At 38.6% G+C, this 6,438-nt stretch carries 5 protein-coding genes and 1 tRNA gene; 3 read left to right on the top strand and 3 right to left on the bottom strand.

The window, feature by feature from the left end; translation table 11 throughout:
• Positions 1-4: 4 nt before the first annotated feature.
• From QNJ50_RS28170 to pdhA, 3 genes are all read right to left on the bottom strand, one after another.
• Positions 5-76 (bottom strand) — tRNA-Lys (locus QNJ50_RS28170).
• 167 nt (positions 77-243) lie between these two features.
• Positions 244-1,116, bottom strand: coding sequence for an aldose epimerase (locus QNJ50_RS28165; protein WP_300642417.1), 873 nt, complete (start codon positions 1,114-1,116; stop codon positions 244-246).
• A gap of 197 nt (positions 1,117-1,313) precedes the next feature.
• Positions 1,314-2,348 carry a pyruvate dehydrogenase (acetyl-transferring) E1 component subunit alpha gene (pdhA, locus tag QNJ50_RS28160; protein WP_300642415.1) on the bottom strand — a complete coding sequence of 345 codons (1,035 nt, stop codon included), beginning with the start codon at positions 2,346-2,348 and terminating at the stop codon, positions 1,314-1,316.
• A gap of 953 nt (positions 2,349-3,301) precedes the next feature.
• Between pdhA and QNJ50_RS28155 the strand changes: the two genes are divergently transcribed.
• The 3 genes from QNJ50_RS28155 to QNJ50_RS28145 form a co-directional block, all read left to right on the top strand.
• A complete protein-coding gene (locus QNJ50_RS28155; protein WP_300642412.1) occupies positions 3,302-5,740 on the top strand; it encodes an IMS domain-containing protein in 2,439 nt (812 codons plus the stop codon).
• A gap of 303 nt (positions 5,741-6,043) precedes the next feature.
• The gene (locus QNJ50_RS28150; protein ID WP_300642409.1) at positions 6,044-6,214 is read left to right on the top strand and encodes a hypothetical protein; all 171 of its coding nucleotides are present in this window, start codon (positions 6,044-6,046) and stop codon (positions 6,212-6,214) included.
• Positions 6,215-6,336: 122 nt separating this feature from the next.
• On the top strand, positions 6,337-6,438 hold a 102-nt coding region (locus QNJ50_RS28145; RefSeq protein ID WP_300642420.1), incomplete at its 3' end, for an effector-associated domain EAD1-containing protein.

Below are 6,438 nucleotides of genomic sequence, written 5' to 3'. Positions count from 1 at the left end.
TATATGGGTCGCCTGGGATTCGAACCCAGAACTAATCGGTTAAAAGCCGAGTACTCTACCGTTGAGTTAGCAACCCGTTGACCTATTAAGTTTATACCTATTAGATCTGAATTTGTCACTTTCAGGACAATCATCATTAAAAAGATGACGCTCCTTGGTTTTTATTGATTTCTCGTTTTCAACCAGCGACTATCGAATAATAGCATAAACTTTTCAAATTTGGTAAAAGATTTTGAAAAAAATCTAGAAAAAATTTGCGGTCAAGCGGAAAGTAGTCAAGTAGTCAGCTTCTGGCTCTAGAGTAATTAAACTTTCACCAGTATTTAAAGAGTTGCGTGGAGCGCTCCAAGGCTCTAAACAATAAAAGTTTTTACCTTTAAGGGTCCAGAAAACTAAAGTTGAAAAGGTATCATCGTAATCGAATTTTAGTTTCAATTTACGACTATGGTCGATAGTAGTGGCTGATTGACTGTTTAATTGCTTAAACGCCACATCAATTTCATCTCGTTCGAAGTCGAACTTTCCGTTGAACTTGTGAATATCTTTGGTATTTTGGTCTTGATACTCCGGCGAAGGAATTTCAAACTGTAGCTGAGTTTTATCAGTAGTTAGGAAATATGGATGGAAACCAGTGGAAAATACCATTGGTGCAGAATTAGAAAGATTAGAATAGCACTGCTGAATTTCTAAGGTCTCACCATGGATCTTGTAAGTAAAGCACAAGCTAAAATCAAATGGATAAACTAACCGTGTTTGCTCACAACTATTGAGAGTTAGTTTAATTCTTACTCCTTCATCACTAACCATTCCTTGGGCTTTCCAAGGTAAATTACGAGCAAAACCATGTTGTTTGAGTGTGTACTGTTGATCTTCGTAAGTGTAGGTATTATCGGGTAAGTTGCCACAAATGGGGAATAAAATTGGAACTCCACCACGCACGCTTAATTGTGGGTCTGCAAATCGTTGTTCGTCCAAGTAAAGAATATCTTTACCCCCAACGCGCCATTTGGTGATGATACCACCACGTTCCGGAACAACTTCCAACTCGGAATCAGTAGTTTGATCGCTGAGGATATAAGTTTTGTACTGTTTCTGTTGAAGAGAAATAGAAAACACGATTTTTTTTGGATTAGGGATTGGGGATTGGGGATTAGGGATTGGGGATTAGGGATTGGGGATTGGGGATTAGGGATTGGAACTGGAAACTGCTAATTACCAACTACCAATTACCACAATGACACTGTCGTGTCACGCTTTGCTAACGCCGTAAGGCGCGGGCTTTTACCCATTACCCATTACCCATTACCCAATTTTTAATTATCTTCAGCAAATATGAAGCGATATAGTTCACTAGGATCTGGCTCGGGACTACTTTCAGCAAATTTTACTGCTTCATCAATAAGTTCTTGGATTTTCTTATCAATACTTTTGATTTCTTCTTGAGAAGCTAAATTTTGCTCTTGAAGATAAGCTGCAAACTTTTTAATTGGATCGCGGGAAAACCAATATTCTTTTTCGTCCTGGGTCCGCATTTCATCTGGATCGGCTAAGGAATGACCCCGGAAACGATAAGTCAAAGCTTCAATCAGTGTCGGACCTTCTCCCGCCCGGGCACGAGCAACGGCTTTCTTAGCCACTTCATGGACTGCTAAGACATCCATTCCATCTACTTCCACACCAACCATGTTAAATACGCTGGCTTTCTTGTAAATTTCTGGATCGGAAGTAGCGCGATCGTGAGCCATACCAATTGCCCACTTATTATTTTCTACCACAAAAATAATTGGCAGCTTCCATAATGCTGCCATATTTAAGGTTTCAAAAAACTGACCATTGTTACAAGCCCCATCGCCAAAAAAGCAAGCTGTGACCTGATCAGCATTTTCATCACCCAAAACTTCACGCCGGTACTTAGATTGAAAGGCTGCACCTGCAGCAACGGGAATTCCCTCGGCGACAAAGGCGTAACCTCCCAACAGTTTATGCTCAGCAGAGAACATATGCATGCTCCCACCCCGTCCTTTAGAACAGCCTGTGGCTTTACCAAAAAGTTCTGCCATGACTTCTTTTGCTGGGACACCTGCGCTGAGGGCGTGTACGTGGTCGCGGTAGGTGCTACAAACAAAATCTTCACCAGGTCGCATTGCTTGAATAACACCGCTTGAAACCGCTTCTTGACCGTTGTAAAGGTGGACAAAACCAAACATTTTGCCCCTGTAGTACATTTCAGCGCATTTATCTTCAAACACACGCCCTAAAACCATGTCTTCGTATAACCGCAATCCTTCCTGTTTGGTTATCTGGGCTGTGGCTGCATTAAAGTTCGGTAGTGTGCGTTCTTGAACCATTATTTCTCCAGTTCCCCTATAAAATTTAAAGTTACCATTTTAGATAAACTAATTTCATTGATTTTTAGCTACGATTTCCCACAGTTTGACCCGTTTTAATCAATTGTAGTTATCAATCATAATTTATTTATTTGTTTTTTCAATCTAGTTTGGCTTCAAAATTGGGAGAAGAAAAAATTATCGTCAAGTCATAATGTGATGCATTAAGAAGCTTTGACTTGAAGGAAATAACCTAATAGATGGATGATGAATTACGATGTTTTGTGACGAATCTTTGAAGCTATAAATTTTAACTACAAATAATCAAGCCACAACAAACACATCTAAATAACAAAACCTTAAATCGTATATATTAAAATTTCAATCTGGCCTTCCCAAAAACCTCAAACCCTCAGAGCTTCAGAGACTAAAAGCCTTAAAACTACTAGCAAAAATTTAGATACCTCTCTAGGTGATTGCGCAGCACTTCATTAAATGGTAATATTTGTTTCTCATAGCATCAGCTTTAATTATGTAAACTTATCCTGATGTTCCCTGAGTTAAAAGTACGCTATATCAAGCTTCAGCTTCACGGTTGAAATCTAGATATCCACCAACTCTAAAACATATAACTATACTTATGTAAGTGCATTATTTATACCGTAAGCTAAAAAACTGTAGGAGGTAAATATTATGAAATTATGAAATTCTCAAAGAAAACAATGTAACCACATTTTTTTATAAATAAAATATCTAGATAAATGAACGTCATACGCCATTACATAAGGCTTCCACGTACTATCCAAACTAATAATTTCCCAAGTAGTAATGAATATAAAGTTGTTACAGTTAATACTTGTGATACGGGGGTAAAACGTTATTATTGTGGCACGGCGTAACAAAGCAAATTTTTATAAACCAAAAAGACTATAGGTAAATTTTTTATGTCGATCGCGCTGCAGGGGAAATAGGCTGTGCGAATTCCGCTAGATTACTACCGAATTTTAGGACTACCATTGGCGGCAAGTGAGGAACAGTTGCGGCAGGCTTATAGTGATCGCATGGTCGGATTACCACGTCGCGAATACTCCCAAGCAGCAATAGATTCTCGCAAACAACTCATAGAAGAAGCTTACGTGGTTTTATCTAATCCGAAAGATCGTAAAGCCTACGATCGACTATATCTATCAAATTCATATTACCCGGATGATACAACCGACGGTACAGTGGCTGTTGAGGAACGAGTACAAGATAGTGTTGGCGACACAGAACCTCAATCTTTAAATATAGAAATAGCCGAAGATGAACTCGTAGGTGCTTTGTTGATTCTTCAGGAGTTGGGAGAATACGAACTTGTTTTAAAGTTGGGTAGTCCTTATATAACTAATAATTCAGTATCCCAAGCTTTAGATAGACAATTAACTCAAGATAAACCCAGATTCGATCCCGGCGAACGTCCTGATATTGTCCTTACTGTTGCTCTTGCTTGTTTGGAATTAGGTCGGGAAGAATGGCAACAAGGTAATCATGAAAATGCCGCGACTTCTCTTGAAACAGGTAGAGAACTTTTGTATCGGGAAAATATGTTCCCTAATATTCAAGCGGAAATTCAATCAGATCTCGACCGGTTATGTCCCTATCGGATTTTGGAGTTACTAGCTTTACCTTTGGAGAAAAAAGCTGAAAGACAGCAGGGTTTGCGGTTATTAGAAGAAGTTTTAGAGCAACGTCATGGAATAGATGGCGATGGGGATGACAGATCTGGATTAAACATTGATGATTTCCTACGTTTTATTCAGCAGTTACGTCATTATTTAACAGCTGCCGAACAACAAAAAATCTTTGAGGCCGAAAGTAGGCGTCCTTCTGCTGTGGCTACTTACTTAGCTGTTTATGCTTTGATAGCACGTGGATTTGCCCAACGTCAACCAGCATTGATCCGTCAAGGGAAGAAAATGCTGATGAGTTTGGGGAAGCGTCAAGATGTGCATTTGGAACAATCTTTGTGTGCCTTATTATTGGGACAAACGGAAGAAGCAATTTATGCTTTAGAACTTTCTCAAGAGTATGAAGCTTTAGCTTTTATCCGCGAAAATTCCCAAAATTCTCCTGACTTGTTACCAGGGCTTTGTCTTTACAGCGAGCGATGGTTACAAAATGAAGTGTTTGCCCATTTTCGCGACCTAGTAAACCAACAGGTTTCCCTGAAAGATTATTTTGCTGATTCACAAGTGCAAGCTTATTTGGAAGCTTTACCTGTGGAACGAGAAGTAAGAAAAGAGTGGAAGTTTAATAATCAAAATTCTCAACATCAAAATTCTCAACATCAAAATTCCACATATCAAAATTCAACCCATAAAACTGCACGAGCAAATACTTCTCAAAGTCCCAATAGTAGAAATGTAAATTATCGACAATCCCAGGAGATAAATAACTCTGATCGCCAAAGATTTTCCGATCATCAAAATTCCAAAAGACAAGATTATTCTTATTCTTCTAATTCTTATTCTTCAAGAAAATCATTACAGACAAATAACGGTAACACACACATAACATCTGTACCCACAGATACTCGAGAACGATTTAGTCGAGAAGTCCAGTCAAATTCAAACATCTCTGGTTCGCATTTAAATGCTTCCCACTTAAACGGTTCGCATTTAAACGGTTCAAAGAATACAAATGTTGGAGCGACTGCAACATCCAGGCGTCAGCGTATTCGAACTAATTCCCGCACCTCAGACACTCACCAAGGAAATATCCATCAGGGTAATTTGCAAAGACCAAATTCTAGTTACATTTCGGTTGGGATAGATCGCCGAATTAGATTGCTATTAGCTTCTGTTGCTGGGGTAGCTTTGATTTTCTTGTTGGGAAGTACAGCTTGGGGATGGATGAAAAATATTTTGTCTCCACCAACAGCTAAACCAGAAGAACAGTTAGCAATTGCAATTAATGAACCACCGATAAAAATTCCCGATCCAAATAAAACACCCAAGTCAACAGCAGGAAAAATCAGCAAAAGTACTGCTGAAACTGTAATTCGTAACTGGTTACTTGCAAAAACCCGCGCTTTGGGACAAAGACACGACATTGATAGTTTAAGACAAGCTTTGACCGGTCAGTCATTATCACAATGGGAAAGAATTGTGCGTCAGGAGAAAGCAGCGAATCGCTATCGAATGTTCCAGCACAGATTAGATTCGACTAGTTTGAAAGTCACTCCCATTGATGAAAAGAATGCTAGTGTCGTTGCATCGGTGACGGAAGCAGCCAAGTTTTATCAAAATGGTCAAATCAATAACCGCAAGTCTTATAACGAAACGATTCGGGTTAAATACGATTTGGTAATGGTCAATAATGCATGGCGAATTCAAGAAATGTCAGTGCTTAGTACTGTGAGCAAGAATGATTGATAAATGTATAAAATTTGCTAATTGATGAGGTTTGCAACGGATGAGATTTGATAATAGATTAGGATAGTTATCTTAAGAACGGATATCTATGCTTTTATCTTTTTAATCCGTTATACAGCATTTATAAGCTTGTCAAACGACTACGACAACCTATCAAAGCAATATTTAATATTTACGGGAAAAAACCAGATTTATCCTAAAATGCTATGGACATAACAAGTAGTCATGCAACTTGCTTCACAAAAACATAACTCGCATGCTATTTTCTCTATTCAAATAATAACAATATAATTCAAGATATTTATGACAGAAGAACAATGGCTGATTGATGAAGCGGTTGTTCCTGAAAACACCTATCTTCAAGAAATAGAACAAGAGTTTACTCCGGAAGTTTCCCGTAGTATTCGTGAGTCGACGACTCAGGTAAAACCAGTTAATCTTGCTGTCAGGCTTCAAGATATCATGGTTTGGTGATGCACAGATGCGTTTGGATGCTTTGGTAGTTCATGGAAAAGCTACAGAAAGCTATTCACCTAGCTTTTATATGCCTCAAACTTTTCGCTTCCCTAAGAGAATGGGTAATTGGTAATTGATATATGGGACTTACTGGACAACAATACAAACAATTAAGAGATGCTTTAGTGGAAGCTTTTCCATCTCAAATAAGACTGGCTGAATTAGTAAAATTTCAATTTGGC

The organism is Mastigocoleus sp. MO_188.B34, assembly GCF_030065675.1.
GTDB lineage: Bacteria > Cyanobacteriota > Cyanobacteriia > Cyanobacteriales > Nostocaceae > Mastigocoleus.
Note: the sequence above shows the minus strand (reverse complement) of the source record. Positions and strands in the feature narration are given on the sequence as shown.